Here is a 15,664-nt window from a genome sequence, read left to right on the forward strand (position 1 = left end):
CGAGCCGCCGCCCCCCGCTACATCGTTCCAGCCCCCGGCCCCGCCCACGTCGTTCCAGCCAGCGGCCCCCACCTCCCCTCCCCCGCCGGCACCGGTCCCGCCGGCACCGGTTCCGCCGCCCTACCCGTCGGCGGCCGCGGCGCCACCGGACGGCCCCGAGTTCCTGGCCGCCGACGCCGACAACGGCGTGGCCCTGGGCCCCGAGGGCGTCCACTTCGCACAGGGCGTCTACGCGGCCGACTTCCCGTGGCCGCATCTCCAGACGGTGCAATTCCGTCCCATGGGCGCCTACTTGTGTGTGGCGGCGGTGCTACTCGACGGCCGGATGTTCGAGTGCCGGGTGAAGGCGCGCCGCACGTCCGTACTGCAGACGTGGTGCGCTGAGCTGGGCGGCGTGCTGCACCACTATCTGTCCGCGCGGCCGCGCTGACACGCCCTCCGAGAGCACCAGGCGACGGCCGCCGCACCGGGAGCGTCAGGCGACTGCCGTCGCGCGCGAGGTCGTCGCGATCGTCGCCGAGCCCACCACGCGGGTGCCGTCGTAGAGCACGATCGCCTGGCCCGGTGCGACGCCGCGTACCGGCTCCTCGAAGGCGACCTGGAGCTCGTCGCCGACGAGCTCGGCGGTCACGGGCGTCTCGCCGCCGTGGGCGCGCAGCTGCGCGGTGTACGTGCCCGGGCCCGTCGGCGCGACACCGCACCAGCGGGGCTTGATCGCGGTGAGGCCCGAGACGTCGAGGGAGGCCGCCGGGCCGACCGTCACCGTGTTGTTCACGGGCGAGATGTCCAGCACGTAGCGCGGCTTGCCGTCGGGCGCCGGAGTGCCGATGCGCAGGCCTTTGCGCTGGCCGATCGTGAACCCATACGCCCCCTCGTGCGTGCCCAGCTTGGTGCCGGACTCGTCGACGATGTCGCCCTCGGCCCTGCCGAGCCGCTGTGCGAGGAAGCCCTGCGTGTCGCCGTCGGCGATGAAGCAGATGTCGTGGCTGTCGGGCTTGCGCGCGACGGCGAGCCCGCGGCGCTCGGCCTCCGCACGGATCTCGTCCTTGGTAGTGACGGTGTCCCCCAGCGGGAACATCGCGTGCGCCAGCTGCTTATCGTCCAGGACCCCGAGCACGTACGACTGGTCCTTGGCCATGTCGGATGCGCGGTGCAGCTCGCGGGTGCCGTCGTCGTTCACGATCACCTTGGCGTAGTGACCGGTGCAGACCGCGTCGAAGCCCAGCGCGAGCGCCTTGTCCAGCAGAGCCGCGAACTTGATCTTCTCGTTGCAGCGCAGGCACGGGTTCGGGGTACGCCCTGCCTCGTACTCGGCGACGAAGTCCTCGACGACGTCCTCACGGAACCGCTCGGCGAGGTCCCAGACGTAGAAGGGGATGCCGATGACGTCTGCCGCGCGGCGGGCGTCGCGGGAGTCCTCGATGGTGCAGCAGCCCCGCGCGCCCGTGCGGAACGACTGCGGGTTCGCCGAGAGGGCGAGGTGCACTCCGGTCACGTCGTGCCCGGCCTCGGCGGCCCGGGCGGCGGCGACGGCGGAGTCCACTCCGCCGGACATGGCGGCGAGGACGCGGAGGGGGCGCTGCGGGGTCTCAGTCATAGCCCTTCAAGAGTACGGGGCCGCGGGAACCCGATCGCGTGCGTATCCGTTGACGATCACATGGGGGAACAGCAGGGCCCGGGCAGCCACCGGGCACAGAAGGACACGGACCGGCACCTCGGGCGGCGTGCGCTGATCATCGGCGGTGCGGCAGCCGCCGTCGGCTCTGCCGCACTCGCACGCGACGAGCTGGGGAGCCTGTGGTGGCGTGTCCCGGGCGTGGAGAAGGACCGCACGGACGGCGAGGTCGACTTCCGGGGCGCGCAGTGGGTGGCGGCGTCCTCGGCGAACCGGCGGCGGGCGGACCGCCCCGACGACTACCGCATCGACCGCGTGGTCATCCATGTCGCACAGGGCAGTTACGCGACGGTGCTGAAGGTGTTCCGGGACCCCGGCCACCAGGCGGCCTCGCACTACGTGGTGCGCAAGGACGGGCACATAGCGCAGATGATCCGCGAGCTGGACGTGGCGTTCCACGCGGGCAACCGGGCCTACAACGAGCGCAGCGTCGGCATCGAGCACGAGGGCTTCGTCGACCGGGCCTCGTCGTTCACGGACGCGATGTACCGCGCGTCGGCGCGGCTGACGGCCGCGATATGCACGCGGTACGACATACCGGTCGACCGGGAGCACATCATCGGGCACGTCGAGGTGCCGGGCACGGACCACACGGATCCGGGGCCGCACTGGGACTGGGACCGGTACATACGGCTGGTCAGGGAGGCCCGTACGGCGAGCGCCTGATCCCGTGCGTAGCCTGCCCGCTTACGGCGGACTCCTGACCTCGTACGGCGCCTGCCAGCGCTCCGGCAGGCCGTGATCCTGCGCCCGTACGGCGCGCCCAACCGTTTCTGTAGAGAACGCCTACGTCAGGCCCGCCGTGCGTGCGCGCTCCACCGCCGGGCCGATCGCCTGGGCCACCGCGTCGACGTCCGCCTTGGTCGACGTATGGCCGAGGGAGAAGCGGAGGCTGCCGCGGGCCAGGTCGGGGTCGGTGCCGGTGGCGAGCAGGACGTGGCTCGGCTGGGCCACGCCGGCCGTGCACGCGGATCCCGTGGAGCACTCGATGCCCTGCGCGTCGAGCAGGAGGAGCAGCGAGTCGCCCTCGCAGCCGGGGAACGTGAAATGCGCGTTGGCGGGCAGCCGGTCGACGGGGTCGCCGCCGAGGATGGCTTCCGGAACGGCCTTGCGCACCACGTCGATCAGTTCGTCGCGCAGTCCGCCGATCTCGCGGGCGAACCGCTCGCGCTGTTCGGCGGCGAGCTGTCCGGCGACGGCGAACGCGGCGACGGCGGGCACGTCCAGGGTGCCCGAGCGGACGTGGCGCTCCTGGCCGCCGCCGTGCAGCACCGGCACGGGGCTGTACTCGCGGCCGAGGAGCAGCGCGCCGATGCCGTACGGACCGCCGATCTTGTGCCCGGACACGGTCATCGCCGCGAGCCCCGAGGCGCCGAAGTCGACGGGCACCTGCCCGAAGGCCTGGACGGCGTCCGCGTGCACCGGCACACCGAACTCGGCGGCGACGGCGGCGAGTTGACGGACCGGCATGACGGTGCCGATCTCGTTGTTGGCCCACATCACGGTGACGAGGGCGACATCGTCGGGATTGCGCTCGATCGCCTCGCGCAGCGCCTCGGGGTGCACCCGGCCGTACGTGTCCACGCGCAGGTACTCCACCGTCGCGCCCTCCTGTTCGCCGAGCCAGTGCACGGCGTCGAGGACGGCGTGGTGCTCGACCGGGCTGGCCAGGACGCGCGTACGGGCGGCGTCGGCGCTTCGGCGGGCCCAGAACAGGCCCTTGACGGCGAGGTTGTCCGCCTCGGTGCCGCCGGAGGTGAAGACGACCTCGCTGGGGCGGGCGCCCAGTGCCTCGGCGAGGGCTTCGCGTGCCTCCTCGACGGTGCGGCGGGCCCGGCGGCCGGCGGCGTGCAGTGAGGAGGCGTTGCCGGTCACGGCGAGCTGGGCTGTCATCGCCTCGATCGCCTCCGGGAGCATCGGAGTGGTCGCGGCGTGGTCGAGGTAGGCCATGGTGGTTTGATTCTACGAGGCCCTGCGGCGGGCCCGTCGGGCACCGTGGGCGGCCCCTCAGAACGACCAGGACACCGTGTTGTCCGCCGAGACGAAGGCTGCGAGGACGATCAGGTCCGCCAGGCCGAGGCCCAGGCCGAGCAGGGCGCGGCCGCGGCGCGCGGTGCCGCGGCGGAGCGCGACCGCCGCGAGGACGATCGCCACGGGCCCGAGGAAGAGGTTGAGGACGAGCAGGCCGATCAGCCCGAGGATGAACGAGGCGACGGCCATGCCGTCGGCGTCACCCGTCGGCCGCACGGATGGGGCGGCGGTGCATTGCATGACTCCACTCCTGTGCATGACTCCACTCCTGAAGGGATCAGCGGAGAGTTCCTGAAGGGATCAATGGAGAGGTGCTGAGGGGATCAGCGGTCAGTGGTCGTGTCGCCGCCGGGAATGCCGCTCGCGTACGGCGAAGACGGCAAGCCATACGCCGATCACGGCTGCGGCGACCAGCGTGACGGGAAGAGGAGCGTGGGCCACGGTGCCCAGCGAGACGCCCAGCAGAAGAAGGGCTGCGACGAGGAACAGCACGGGGATGCCTCTCGTGGAAGTTTCGGTGAACGCCTGTTCACTGACTAATGAGTCTAACTCTCCGCGCGGCTTCCCAATTGAAGAGAACAGTTGTTAACTGCATGGCATGAGTCACATACCCGCCGGTATCCGCCAGACCCAGAAGGAGAAGACCCGACAGGCCCTGCTCGACGCGGCGTTGGGGCTTCTGGAGGGTCAGAGCCTGAGCAGCCTGGGCCTGCGCGAGGTCACCCGCGCCGTCGGGATCGCGCCGACCGCCTTCTACCGGCACTTCCGCAGCACCGCGGACCTCGGAGTGGCACTGGTCGAGGAGGCGCTCGGCAGCCTGCACGAGATGATCGGCACCACGCTGGCGGCGACCGGAGACAGCGACGAACGCATCACCCGCGCTGTCGACTTGATCGCGGATCATGTGCGTACCCACGCGCCGCACGTCCGGTTCATCGCGCGCGAGAGGCACGGCGGCGTAGAGCCGGTCCGCACCGCCATCGGCGAGCAACTGGACCGTTTCGCCGAGGAAGTGGCGGTCGAACTCGCCAAGCACCCCGAAGCGAAGGGCTGGAGCGAGGACGACGTACTGATGCTGGCGCGCCTGTACGTCGACCACATGGTGATGACCGCGTGCGCGTTCCTCGAGGCCGAACCGGGCACCGAGGAGCGCGTGGCCGACCTCGCGCGCCGCCAGATGCGCCTGGTGAGCCTGGGCCGCCGCCACTGGCTGGACTGACAGCCGGACCGTCCCTGCCGGGGCACCCGAGCAGCGGGCTGTGCCCCTGCCGACCCAGCTGTGCCCCTACCGACCAGCTGTGCCCATGCCGGCCCAAAGGGCATGGGCGGTGTCCCCATCGTCCTGGGGGCACCGCCCAAGCGTCAGCGGGGGGATGCGACCCCCGAACATGCAGCGCTAAGGCGCGAAGGCGCCAAGGCGCACACCGCCCGCCTTAGCCCAGTCGCGCCCGCGCCAGCTGGCGCGACTGAGCGACCAGCCGGTCCGCGCTGTCCCAGACCTCGGCGTCCTCCTCCAGGAAGCCACCCGCGAGGTTGCGCGTGCTGATGGCGACCCGCAGCGGTCCCGGCGCCGGGCGGCACCGTACGTGCACGGTCAGCTCGACCGTAGGCACCCAGCCCTTGATACCCAGGTCGAAGGCGGTGGGCGGCAGGGCGTCCACGGCGAGCAGCAGCGAGAAGGGGTCGGCGTCCCGCCCGTCCGCGAGACCGAACCACGCCCGCATCTCCCCCTTGCCGGACGGCTGGCCCAGCGCCCAGCCGAGCGTCGACGGGTCGAGCTTGACCATCAGCCGGTCGGCGATCGGGAAGCCGCCCATCGGCGACGCGCCCTTCGGGGCGTCGTCCGCGCCGAAGCACTGCTCGACGGGCGGCATCCGGGGCGGCTCGGCCGCGGTGCGTACGTCGTCGGGGAGCCCGTCGAGGTCGCCGTAGGAGGCGAGCACCCGGATGCGCTCGACCTCGTTGCCCTCGTCGTCGTACTGCAGGAGCGACGCCTGGCCGGTCGAGAGGGTGCGGCCGGTGCGCACGGTCTCCGTCCGGATGAGGGCGGGGCCCGGACGGGACGCCGTCAGATAGTGCGCCGAGATCGTGAAGGGGTCGGCGTGCGGCAGGGTGTCCGCGAGGGCCCGGCCCAGGAGGGCGAGGAGGTAGCCGCCGTTGACGGCGCCCGCGATCGTCCAGCCCCCGGAGAGCTCAGCCTCGTACACGCCCGGCTCGCGCGGCGTGACCGCGGTGTCCCGGTCGAACTCGCTGTCCCCGATGGTGGCCTGGGTCGTCTGCCCAGCATGTGCTGCTGCCATGGCGGCACCGTACAACAGAAAACTACTAAGCGGTAGCTTTGAATTCCCCAGGTGTATCGCCGGGCTCCACCGCCGTGGACCTCCGGTTCCAGGCTCGTGGTGCGCGCCAGTGGTACCGCATCGCGAGGAGCCGCAGGACGAACGCGGTCACCACGGCGATTCCGCTCGTGACGGCGGACAGCGCGTCGAACTTGATGCACAGCGCGACCATCGCCGTGCCGACCATGGCGGGCACCGCGTACAGGTCCCGGTCCCAGCGGACCAGCGACGGCACCTCGTTGGCGATGATGTCGCGCAGCACACCGCCGCCCACGGCCGTCGCAACCCCGAGAGCCGCCGAGGCGGTCAGCCCGAGCCCGTGCTCGTACGCCTTGGTGGTGCCGGTGACGCAGAAGAGCCCGAGCCCCGCGGCGTCGAAGACGTTCACCCCCGTCTGGATCCGCTCCACCTCCGGATGCAGGAAGAAGACCAGCGCCGCCGCGACCAGCGGCGTGAGGAAGTACCCGAGATCCGTGAAGGCGGCCGGCGGGACGGCCCCGATGATCAGGTCGCGCAGCACCCCTCCGCCCAGCGCGGTGACCTCCGCGAGTACGGCGATGCCGAAGACGTCGAAGTTCTTGCGTACGGCGAGGAGGGCGCCGGAGATGGCGAAGACGAAGATCCCGGCGAGGTCGAGCGCATGCTGGACGGAGGGGGTGAACAGATCCTGGAGCACCCGACATTCTTACCTGTGCGCCGGGTGTGCCGTGACGTCGCAGGTCAGGGCGGTGCCGCCGGACGGGAGAGCGGCCTCGCCGGGCTCCCGTCCGACCACGGACCGTGATGTCGATCTACTCCTTGACCCGCTTCTCACCAGACGGTTCCGGCACGGACGGCTCGGACGCGGGCGGCTCGGACGCGGAGCCCTCGGACGCGGAGCCCTCGGACGCGGACGCTTCCGGCTCAGACATCTCCGGCTCAGACGTCTCCGGCTCGGGCGTCTGCTCGGCAGCCGTCTTCGCCGGCTCGTCCCCGCCCACCGTCACGACCTCGATCGCCTCGGTGGCCGCCGACAGCAGAACGGTGTCCTGCGGTGCCTGGTCCTCGGCGTTCTCGGGGTGGTGGCAGGCGACCTGCTGGCCCGGCTTCAGCTCGAGCAGCGGCGGCTCCTGCGTCCGGCAGGTCTCCGTCGCCTTCCAGCAGCGGGTGTGGAAGCGGCAGCCGCTCGGCGGCGAGATCGGCGACGGCACGTCGCCCTTGAGCAGGATGCGCTCGCTCTTCGCCGCCCGGCGCCTGGGGTCCGGGATGGGCACCGCCGACATCAGGGCCTTGGTGTACGGGTGCATCGGCGCCTTGTACAGCGAGTCCCGGTCGGCGAGCTCGACGATCTTGCCGAGGTACATCACCGCGATCCGGTCGGACACGTGCCGGACGACCGACAGGTCATGGGCGATGATCACATACGTGAGGCCCAGCTCTTCCTGCAGGTCGTCGAGCAGGTTCACCACCTGCGCCTGGATCGACACGTCCAGGGCGGAGACCGGCTCGTCCGCCACGACGAGCTTCGGGTTGAGCGCGAGCGCGCGGGCGATGCCGATGCGCTGGCGCTGGCCGCCGGAGAACTCGTGCGGGTAGCGGTTGTAGTGCTCGGGGTTGAGGCCCACGACCTCGAGGAGCCGCTGCACCTCCTTCTTGATGCCGCCCTCGGGCGTGACGCCCTGCAGCCGGAAGGGCGCACCGACGATCGTGCCGATCGTGTGGCGCGGGTTCAGCGACGAGTACGGGTCCTGGAAGATCATCTGCACGTCGCGGCGCAGCGGGCGCATCCCGCCGACGCCGAGGTGCGTGATGTCCTTGCCCTCGAACTCGATCTTCCCGGCGGTCGGTTCCAGCAGCCGCGTGATCAGCCGCCCCATCGTCGACTTGCCGCAGCCCGACTCGCCCACGACGCCGAGCGTCTCGCCCGAGCGCACCTCGAAGTCGAGGCCGTCGACCGCCTTGACGGCGCCGACCTGGCGCTGCAGGAGACCCTTGCGGATGGGGAAGTGCTTCTGCAGCCCGGTGACCTTGAGCAGGGTCTCGCCCTGGGCGGGACCCTGTTTCAGCGTGGCGCCGCCGCTCTGCGCGGGAATGGTCACGGCCTTGTCCTCGCTCGTCACGGCGCTCTTCTCGGGGTTCCCGCTCACAGCTTGGGCGCAATCTCTTCGGTCCAGATACGTTCCCGCTGCTCCTGCGTCATATGGCAGGCGGCCCAGTGCCGGCTGCCGACCTCGGCGAGCTCGGGACGGACGGTGCGGGTCACGTTGTCCTTGGGCAGGTCGGCGTACGGGCAGCGTGGGTTGAAGGCACAGCCCGACGGAATGTTGATCAGTGACGGCGGGGAGCCCTTGACCGGGATCAGCCGGTCGGTCTGCTCGCGGTCGAGCCGCGGCATCGAGCCGAGCAGGCCCCAGGTGTACGGGTGCCGGGGCTCGTAGAACACGCTCTCGGCCGGGCCGCGCTCCACGCAGCGGCCGCCGTACATCACGAGGATGTCGTCCGCGAGCTCGGCGACCACTCCGAGGTCGTGGGTGATGATGATGACCGCGGAGCCGAACTCCTTCTGCAGATCGCGGATCAGGTCGAGGATCTGCGCCTGGACCGTCACGTCCAGGGCGGTCGTCGGCTCGTCCGCGATGAGCAGCTCGGGGTTGTTGACCAGCGCCATCGCGATCATCGCGCGCTGGCGCATGCCGCCGGAGAACTCGTGCGGGTAGCTGTCGACCCGCTTGTCCGGCTGGGGGATGCCCACCCGGTCGAGCATCTCGACGGCGCGCCTGCGGGCGGTCTTCTTGTCCACGTCGTGGTGGACCCGGTACGCCTCCACGATCTGCTGGCCGATCGAGTAGTACGGGTGCAGGGCGGACAGCGGGTCCTGGAAGATCATGGACATCTCGCGGCCGCGCAGCTTGCGCACCTCGTCCGGGTCGGCGGACAGCAGCTCCTGACCGTCCAGCCAGATCTCGCCGGAGAGCTGCGCCTTCCGCTTGCCGTACTGGCCGGCGGTGTGCAGGCCCATGATGCCGAGCGAGGTCACGGACTTGCCGGAGCCGGACTCGCCCACGATGCCGAGGGTCTTGCCCTTCTCCAGCTGGAAGCTGAGCCCGTCGACGGACTTGACCAGGCCGTCGTCGGTGGGGAAGTGCACCTTGAGGTCGCGGACTTCGAGGAAGGCGGTCGGGGCGGGCGAGCCCTGGGCGACGGGCTCGCCGACGGCCGCTCCGCTCTTGCCGATGTCGGTCATGCGAGCCTCACTCGGGGGTCGATCACGGCGTACAGGAGGTCCACGACGAGGTTCGCGACGGCGATCGCGAGGGCCGCGAACAGGGTCACGCCGAGGATCACCGGCAGGTCCTTGGAGCTGATGGCCTGGACCGCGGCGAGACCGAGTCCCGGCAGGTTGAACGTGGACTCCGTCAGCACGGCGCCGCCGAGCAGGACGCCGAGATCGAGACCGAAGACGGTCAGGATCGGCGTCATCGCGGAACGCAGGGCGTGCCGGGTGATGACGACACGCTCACCGAGCCCCTTGGCGCGGGCGGTGCGGATGTAGTCCTCGCCGAGCACCTCGAGCATCGTTGCGCGGGTGAGGCGGGCGTACATGGCCGCGTTCAGGAGGGCGAGCACGATCCATGGCAGCAGCAGCGTCTGGAACCAGACGCCGATGGAGTCGTCCGTGCTCAGGTTGTCCTCGATGTGCACCCAGCCCAGGCTGTGCACGAAGATGCCCATCGCGACCATGCCGGTGAAGAAGATCGGCAGGGAGACGCCGCCGAGCGCGGCGATCATCGCGGCGCGGTCCCAGAGGGAGCCCCGCTTCAGGGCGGAGAGCACACCGGTCGCGACGCCCGCGGCCAGCCACAGGACGCAGGCGCCGGCGGCGAGGGCGCCGGTGACGGGCAGCGCGTCCTTGAGCGTGGTCCACACCGGCTCCTCCGTACGGAAGGAGTAGCCGAAGCAGGGGGCGGGGCAGTGGGTCACGTCGGTGCCGTTGGCGTAGTCGCGACCCATCGGGATGGCCCTGACGAAGTCCCAGAATTGCACGAGCAGCGGCTGGTCGAGGCCCAGTTTGGTGCGGATGCCCTCGACTTGCTCGGCACCCGATGCCTTGCCGGCGAAGAGGACGGCGATGTCCTGTCCCGCCCACTTGGGCAGCATGAAGAAGACGGTGAAGGTCGCGAGCAGTACGACCAGCACCATGATGACGACGGCGATCAGGCGCCGGATGAGATAAGCAAGCACTGTGCGCGGCCCGGCGGCGGCCGGGACCTCCTCGTGAGAGGTCCCGGCCGCCGCCCGGGGCCATCACCTGCCCTTCGGACTGGCGGGATTCGGCGGCGTGGAAACGGTGACTACGGGTGTTCGGCGACTACTTGACGACGCCCAGCGACACGTAGTCGTACCGGCCGTTGTACGCGGCGGACGAGTAGACGTTCGTCAGCCGCGGGCTGCGCCACGAGATGTTCTTCTCGTAGATGAACGGCATCCAGTCGGCGTTGTCGAGCAGGCGCTTGTCGAGCTGCTTGTACAGCTCCTCGGCCTTGGCCTTGTCGGTCGTCGCGATCGCGTCGTCGAAGATCTTGTCGATCGTCTTGTCCTTGATCTGCGACTCGTTGTAGTTGCCGCTCTCGAACAGGAAGCGGCTGTCGAACAGCGGCTGCGCGTAGCCCTGGCCGGTCGGGAAGTCCGGGCCCCAGCCGCTCATCGTCATGCCGTAGCCGCGCTCCTTCACGACCTTCGGCGAGCCGGTGATGCTGGAGGACTCGGCGCCGTCGATCGGGTCGACCTCGACCTTGATACCGACCTTGGCGAGCTGCTCCTGCAGGGCCTCGGCGGTGTCGACCTCGCCCGGGTTGTTGTTACGGGCGCTGATCTTGGTGGAGAAGCCGTTCGGCTCGCCGCACTCCTTCAGCTCCGCCTTCGCCTTGGCGAGGTCCGGCTTGCCCTTGCGGGCGAGGATCCCGTACGGGTCGTAGTCGCTGTAGCCCGGGATCGACTTCGGGAAGGTGGAGTTGGCGATCTCACCACCGGCGATCGCGCCACCGCGGGTCTGCTGCAGGCCCGCGAAGTCCGTTGCGTAGAAGACGGCCTTGCGGCAGTGGACGTCGTCCAGCGGCTTCGCGGTGTGGACAAGCGCCACGTAGCGGACGAAGGACGTCTGGATGTTGTCGACGTTCGCCTTGTGGTCCTGGACGGCGGTGACGCGGCCGGACTGGGTCATGCCCGTGCCGTTGACGTCGAGGTCGTAGTCGCCTTCCATCAGCCGCTTGTCGTTCTCCTCCAGGTTGGCGGAGATCGTCACGGTGATCTTGTCCGGGAGGGCCGGGCGGATCGGGTCCGACGCCTTGTTCCACTTGTCGTTGCGGACCAGGGTCAGCCCCTTGTTCGCCTTGTACGACTGGACCTTGTACGGGCCGGAGGAGAACGGACGCTGCGTGTACTTGGCGCCCGTGTCCTCGCTCTGCTTCACCGGGGCGCCGGTGGGCATCGCCAGGAACTGCTCGAAGTCGCCGTTGGGCTTGGGCAGCTTGAAGACGATGGTCTGGTCGTCGGGCGTCTCGATCGCCTTCAAGCCCAGCTTGTCCTTGGACTTGTCCTTGTAGGGGCCCGGGTACTCGCCCTTGGGGTCGAGCGTCTGCTTGATGTACGCCGGGCCGCCGGTGATGACGTCCGTCGCCCAGATGCGCTCGATGCCGTACTTGATGTCCTTGGAGGTCAGCTTGGAGCCGTCCTCCCACGTGAGGCCGTCACGCAGCTTGTACGTGTAGGTCTTGCCGTCGGCCGAGACCTCGGCGGGACCGGTGGCCAGGTCGCCGACGAGCTTGTTGGACGCCTCGCCCGGCTTGGTGTCGTACGTGACCAGGGTGCGGGTGAAGAACCGCATGAAGTCCCAGGTCATGCCGTAGTAGGTGCGCTGCGGGTCCAGGGAGTCGAAGTCCTGTTTGCCGATGAACTTCAGCGTCCCGCCCTTCTTGGTGGACGCGTTGACGACCTTGTTGAGCGCGGCGTTGTAGCCGGCGCCCTTCGCGTCGTCGCTGCCGTTCTCGCCGTCACCGCCGCCGCACGCCGTGGTGGTCACCAGCGCCGCGACAACGAGGGCTGCGCCAGCAGCGAGCCGTCGCTTCGGGGAACCTGTGGGCATTTTCTCGTAACCTCCGAGATTCGCGGTCCCGGGCCTGTGCCGGAGAACCATGGGAGAAGAGCCACCTGACGGTGCGGCAGGGGCGAGTCGTTCGGTTATCGGGTCCCCTTGGGGTCGAGCGCGTCGCGCAGACCGTCCCCGAAGAGGTTGAAGGCGAGCACGGTGATGAAGATCGTCGCGCCGGGGAAGACCATGAACATCGGGTCGTGCTCGTAGGTCTCCAGCGCGTCGCGCAGCATGCCGCCCCACGAGGCCGTCGGCGGCCGGACACCCGCGCCGAGGAAGCTGAGGGCCGCCTCCGTGAGGATGTTGGTGGGGATCATCAGCGTCGCGTAGACGGTGATGGGAGCGACGAGGTTGGGCAGCAGTTCCCGGAAGAGGATGTGCCGCCGTCCTCCGCCGAGGCTGCGCGCGGCTTCGATGTACTCGCGCTCCCTCAGGCTCAGGGTCTGGCCGCGGACGATGCGGCCGACGTACGGCCAGCCGAAGAAGCCGATGACCGCGACGAGTACGGCGATCCGCACCCCCGAACCGGTCAGGCCCAGCAGGTCGTCCGGGAGGACCGAGACCAGCGAGATGATGAAGAGCAGCTGCGGGAAGGACAGCAGCACGTCCATGGTGCGGCTGATGAGGGCGTCGATCCAGCCGCCGAAGTAGCCCGCGACGATACCGAAGAGCGTGCCGAGCACGACCGCGACCACGGCGGCGAGGAAGGCCACGAGGAGCGAGATCCGGGCGCCGTAGACGATTCGGCTGAAGACGTCGCGGCCCTTGTTGGGCTCGACGCCGAAGAGGAAGTCGCTGCTCATTCCGCCGAACGCTCCCTGCGGGAGGTTGGTCAGCGGGTCGAGCTTCTCCTGGTGGAACTCGTTCGGCGGGTGCCCCAGCAGGCTCACGATCAAGGGAGCGAACACGGCCACCAGGACCAGCACGAACACGGTGATGCCGCCGGCGAGCGCGACCTTGTCCTGCTTCAGACGGTTCCAGGCGATCTGCTTGAGGGAGCGGCCCTCGACCTTCTTCACCCCCGCACCGGCGGGGTCTGCGGACGCGGGCGGGGCCGCTTCCGCGGTCGGCTCGTGCAGTGGTGCCGTCATCAGGCAGGGACCCCTCTCAACCGGCGGTGGCCGGGCCGCACTTGCCGCTGTAGCGGCGTCGATCAATCCACAAGTCATCAGCGAGGGGTGTCTCAAACCCCCTTGGAGCGGGAGTCTTCAACGCCGTCGTGATCTGTTGCCAGACCGTACGGCGAATGGATGCCTAAACGTGATGCTGTCCTGGGGTTTCCGTTATCCGGACGCACGTGAACGCCCCTCGGACGCGGGGTCAGTTGGGCCGAAAGGGTTCACGCGCGTAGAACTGCGCCACTTTCACCACCAGACGACGTCAGAGCGGACATATCGGGTTGGTGCTGCTGCACGAGTCGTCCACAGGGCGGAACAGGTGAATGTGTCCTCGAGATTGCCGCTGCGGGCACGGTTTCGTGCCTCCCAGTGCCTTCAGGGATGGGTGCGGGCGCAGCGGTGCTGGCGAGGCGGAACGGTTCAGTACGTGGCCTGGGGCGGCGGATATCCATATCCCGCAACCGGCGCCGCGGGGGCCGCGTGGGCCTCGCGGTCGTAGAACGGCCGGGAATTGGCGCGGAGCCACATCGCGACCGGGTCGTGGTCGTCGGCCATCGCGACGGTCGAGACCGGCAGTCCGTCCGGCACGGCCGCGATCGACTGCTGCATCATCGCCCGCACCGAGTCGACGGCCGGTCCGCTGGTGTCGTATACATCGAGGCCGATCGCCAAATAGGGCGCGCCCAGTGCGGGCTGCACCCAGGCGCGGCGCAACGACCGCACGGCGGGGGTGCGGTGGGCGTTCTGCGTGAGCAGGGCGTAGAACTGCGGGATCTCGATGGCCGGTTCGCTGAGCCGGAGCGGTCCTGCGGGCTGCCGGTCGAGCCCGGTGGCGATGCGGCGCAGGTCCAGCCAGGGAACGCCGACGCCGCCGCCCGGAGCATGCGGGTTGAGCCAGATGCCGTAGTGGTCGGGGTAGAGCGCGCGGGCCGCGCCGAGGCCGCTCACGACCTCCGTGGCGCGTGTCCAGCCGCTGGCCGAGAGCTCCTGCGCCGAGGTGACGCAGGGCGCGTAGTTGAACCCGTCGACCTCGATGTTCCCGTACTGGGCGTCCGGGGATCCGGCCTGCCCGTGCCAGAGCAGCATCCACACCTGGCCGGTCGCCGGGTCGGCGAGCGCACGCAGCAGCGCCTCGTACGCGTCGTAACGCCCGGGCGTCACCTGCCGCAGCATGTGCTCGACCTGCCCGGCCGCAGTCGTGCCCGACGCACTCACCCTTGACCGCCCCTTCATGACGCACTCTTACGGACCCGACGGGATCGCCGGATGCGCGCACAGACGCTCACCGCCGCGGCCCGACCGAGTCATTCTGCATCTTCCGGGCGCCAGCGCTCGGGCCATGGCCGGAAATCCGCCCCGCCCCGACATGAAACCAGGTTAGGGGGCGGTACTGACAGCGGCTTGACGTACTGGGTGCCGCAGGCTCAGCAGGCGCAGCCGACAGAGAGCCCCGTCAGTGTTCACGTCGGTAGAAGGGGCGCACCTTCTCGCGCATCCAGTCGGCCACCGGGTCTTGGGCCATGTCCATGAGGACGAGGTTCACCGGCCAGGCCACCGGCACGCGGCCGAGGGCGCGGCCCAGCGCGTCCATCGGGATGTTCCTCGCGCTGCCCTCCCACTGGGAGAGTTCCACGCCGACGAAGAGCACCGGGTCGCCTCCCTCGATGCTGGCGAGGCAGCGGCGTGCGGTGAGCACGATGCCGGCCTCCGCGAACTCCCCGGAGGCCGCGGACAGGAAGTCCACCGGGTCGTCCTGCCAGTCGGGTTCGAAGAGGCGTACGCGTCCGCCGCTCGCGGGACCGTCGAGGGGCGTGCGTCCCACCCGGCACAGTTCGGACACGGCGGGCGGGGGCAGCGGTACGCCGACCGCGCCGTCCGGGTTGACGGCTATACCGAGGCCCGGGGGCAGTCCGCGTGCGAACTCGACGGCGGGTGCCACGGTGTAACTCATGCGGTCGCCGACGACCTGGCGGAACTGCTGCTCGGAGCTGAAGACGGGGACGTAGGCCTGTCCTTCTATCTCCAGGGTCGGCAGGTCCAGGCTGCGGCTGTCGGGGCCGCCGCCGGCCGGCAGGGGGATCCATATGGGGCTGCGGCCGAGCACCTCGACGATGCGGGCACCCGCCGTGGGGACGCCGAGGGAGGCGGCGAGCACCTCCTCCAGCTCGTTGCCGGGCCATCCGCCGTGCGGAGGGGGGTGCGGGTTGTCCATGTGCGTACCCTAACGCTGGCCGCTGGGTCTGGGTTTCGTGCCGGGTGCCCGCCGTCGGGCTTGTGCCCACCCCCACGGGGGTGCGGGTACTGGGCCGGGGCGCCCGCCGTCGTGGGTTGTGCCCACCCTCCCCCAGCTACCGCTGGGAGGTGCCCCCAGCAA

General features: G+C 70.1%; 16 protein-coding genes. 3 read left to right on the top strand and 13 right to left on the bottom strand.

Features of this window, described 5'->3' with window-relative positions; genetic code table 11:
• The coding region (locus STSP_RS30125; RefSeq protein ID WP_067284173.1) for a hypothetical protein at positions 1–430 on the top strand (430 nt) is incomplete at its 5' end.
• A gap of 45 nt (positions 431–475) precedes the next feature.
• On the opposite strand, the gene mnmA is transcribed toward STSP_RS30125, so the two are convergent.
• Positions 476–1,597, bottom strand: a complete 1,122-nt coding sequence (mnmA, locus tag STSP_RS30130; RefSeq protein WP_067284174.1) for a tRNA 2-thiouridine(34) synthase MnmA — start codon at positions 1,595–1,597, stop codon at positions 476–478.
• Between the two features lie 60 nt (positions 1,598–1,657).
• On the opposite strand from mnmA, the gene STSP_RS30135 reads away from it, so the two are divergent.
• On the top strand, positions 1,658–2,341 hold the full coding sequence (locus STSP_RS30135; RefSeq protein WP_067284175.1) for an N-acetylmuramoyl-L-alanine amidase: 684 nt from the start codon (positions 1,658–1,660) through the stop codon (positions 2,339–2,341).
• 120 nt (positions 2,342–2,461) lie between these two features.
• Here STSP_RS30135 and STSP_RS30140 read toward each other — a convergent pair whose 3' ends face one another.
• From STSP_RS30140 to STSP_RS39795, 3 genes are all read right to left on the bottom strand, one after another.
• On the bottom strand, positions 2,462–3,625 hold the full coding sequence (locus tag STSP_RS30140; RefSeq protein WP_067284176.1) for a cysteine desulfurase family protein: 1,164 nt from the start codon (positions 3,623–3,625) through the stop codon (positions 2,462–2,464).
• Positions 3,626–3,682: 57 nt separating this feature from the next.
• Positions 3,683–3,946: a DUF4190 domain-containing protein gene (locus STSP_RS30145; protein WP_067284177.1), complete on the bottom strand. Its 264-nt coding sequence runs from the start codon at positions 3,944–3,946 to the stop codon at positions 3,683–3,685.
• A gap of 90 nt (positions 3,947–4,036) precedes the next feature.
• A complete protein-coding gene (locus STSP_RS39795) occupies positions 4,037–4,198 on the bottom strand; it encodes a hypothetical protein (RefSeq protein WP_198547460.1) in 162 nt (53 codons plus the stop codon).
• 106 nt (positions 4,199–4,304) lie between these two features.
• On the opposite strand from STSP_RS39795, the gene STSP_RS30150 reads away from it, so the two are divergent.
• The gene (locus STSP_RS30150) at positions 4,305–4,925 is read left to right on the top strand and encodes a TetR family transcriptional regulator (protein ID WP_067284178.1); all 621 of its coding nucleotides are present in this window, start codon (positions 4,305–4,307) and stop codon (positions 4,923–4,925) included.
• Between the two features lie 214 nt (positions 4,926–5,139).
• Here the strand turns inward: STSP_RS30150 and STSP_RS30155 are convergent, their stop codons facing one another.
• The 9 genes from STSP_RS30155 to STSP_RS30195 form a co-directional block, all read right to left on the bottom strand.
• Positions 5,140–6,006, bottom strand: a complete 867-nt coding sequence (locus STSP_RS30155; protein ID WP_067284179.1) for a thioesterase family protein — start codon at positions 6,004–6,006, stop codon at positions 5,140–5,142.
• 25 nt (positions 6,007–6,031) lie between these two features.
• The gene (locus STSP_RS30160; protein WP_067284180.1) at positions 6,032–6,721 is read right to left on the bottom strand and encodes a trimeric intracellular cation channel family protein; all 690 of its coding nucleotides are present in this window, start codon (positions 6,719–6,721) and stop codon (positions 6,032–6,034) included.
• A gap of 115 nt (positions 6,722–6,836) precedes the next feature.
• Positions 6,837–8,123, bottom strand: a complete 1,287-nt coding sequence (locus STSP_RS30165) for an ABC transporter ATP-binding protein (RefSeq protein WP_067284187.1) — start codon at positions 8,121–8,123, stop codon at positions 6,837–6,839.
• A gap of 44 nt (positions 8,124–8,167) precedes the next feature.
• Entirely contained in the window at positions 8,168–9,268 is a 1,101-nt protein-coding gene (locus STSP_RS30170) for an ABC transporter ATP-binding protein (protein ID WP_067284181.1), read from the bottom strand.
• On the bottom strand, positions 9,265–10,266 hold the full coding sequence (locus STSP_RS30175; RefSeq protein WP_067284182.1) for an ABC transporter permease: 1,002 nt from the start codon (positions 10,264–10,266) through the stop codon (positions 9,265–9,267). The genes STSP_RS30170 and STSP_RS30175 overlap by 4 nt, the downstream gene beginning before the upstream one ends.
• A 127-nt stretch (positions 10,267–10,393) precedes the next feature.
• On the bottom strand, positions 10,394–12,166 hold the full coding sequence (locus STSP_RS30180) for an ABC transporter substrate-binding protein (protein WP_067284183.1): 1,773 nt from the start codon (positions 12,164–12,166) through the stop codon (positions 10,394–10,396).
• A 95-nt stretch (positions 12,167–12,261) separates the two neighbouring features.
• The gene (locus STSP_RS30185) at positions 12,262–13,263 is read right to left on the bottom strand and encodes an ABC transporter permease (protein ID WP_067284184.1); all 1,002 of its coding nucleotides are present in this window, start codon (positions 13,261–13,263) and stop codon (positions 12,262–12,264) included.
• Between the two features lie 447 nt (positions 13,264–13,710).
• Positions 13,711–14,505 (bottom strand): enhanced serine sensitivity protein SseB C-terminal domain-containing protein, encoded by a 795-nt coding sequence (locus tag STSP_RS30190; RefSeq protein ID WP_067284185.1) that lies wholly within the window; start codon positions 14,503–14,505, stop codon positions 13,711–13,713.
• A gap of 238 nt (positions 14,506–14,743) precedes the next feature.
• Positions 14,744–15,502: an enhanced serine sensitivity protein SseB gene (locus STSP_RS30195; RefSeq protein ID WP_067284186.1), complete on the bottom strand. Its 759-nt coding sequence runs from the start codon at positions 15,500–15,502 to the stop codon at positions 14,744–14,746.
• Between the last annotated feature and the right edge of the window lie 162 nt (positions 15,503–15,664).

It is taken from the genome of Streptomyces jeddahensis (genome assembly GCF_001642995.1).
Lineage (GTDB): Bacteria > Actinomycetota > Actinomycetes > Streptomycetales > Streptomycetaceae > Streptomyces > Streptomyces jeddahensis.